At 66.6% G+C, this 872-nt stretch carries 1 protein-coding gene; it reads left to right on the forward strand.

Annotation, left to right across the window (positions count from 1 at the left end):
• Positions 1–410: 410 nt before the first annotated feature.
• Positions 411–872: electron transfer flavoprotein subunit beta/FixA family protein (locus A5707_RS01420; RefSeq protein ID WP_419866372.1), on the forward strand; the 462-nt coding region annotated here is incomplete at its 3' end.

The following is an 872-nucleotide window of genomic DNA, read 5'->3' on the forward strand; positions in this document are numbered from 1 at the left end:
CACACCATAGCGGGTCGTGCTAGGCCCGATTGCCCGCCCGTCTGCGGTGACCCATTCGCGATCGGCGCCGTAGGGGCTAGCCTCCCTACTCATTGACGTCCACCCCAGACCGGAGTCCGAGGATCCAACCCGTCCTCCCTACTTGGCAGCAGGAGAGCTGAGTTGAGGTTCACAGTTCACAGACCGCCCTGCGGCGAGGTCTCCCTGTGCTGGTACCGCCCCTACGGCGCCGATCGCGAATGGGTCACCGCAGACGGGCGGGCAATCGGGCCTAGCACGACCCGCTATGGTGTGAGAGCGAACCGCACAAAGTTACCGCTCAGTAACATGCGTGTGTGGTGGCGTAAGACGTGACCCTGGTCCTGCAGTCGACGGCTGCGGGACTCCTTCGAGGAGGACGAACCACACTTATGACGAACATCGTGGTCCTGATCAAGCAGGTCCCAGACACCTGGTCGGAGCGCAAGCTCACCGACGGCGACTACACGCTGGATCGCGAGGCCGCCGACGCCGTGCTGGACGAGATCAACGAGCGCGCCGTCGAAGAGGCGCTGCTCATCCGGGAGAAAGAGGCCGCCGACGGAACCGAGGGCTCGGTGACCGTGCTGACTGCGGGCCCGGAGCGCGCCACCGAAGCGATCCGCAAGGCGCTGTCGATGGGTGCCGACAAGGCCGTCCACCTGCTCGACGACGGGATGCACGGCTCCGACGTCGTGCAGACCGGTTGGGCGCTGGCCCGGGCGCTGGGCACCATCGAGGGCACCGAGCTGGTGATCGCCGGCAACGAGTCCACCGACGGCGTCGGCGGAGCGGTGCCGGCCATCATCGCCGAGTACCTGGGTTTGCCGCAGCTCACCCACCTGCGCAAGTTG

The sequence above is a fragment of the Mycobacterium kyorinense genome, assembly GCF_001672775.1.
In the GTDB taxonomy this organism is placed as follows: domain Bacteria; phylum Actinomycetota; class Actinomycetes; order Mycobacteriales; family Mycobacteriaceae; genus Mycobacterium; species Mycobacterium kyorinense_A.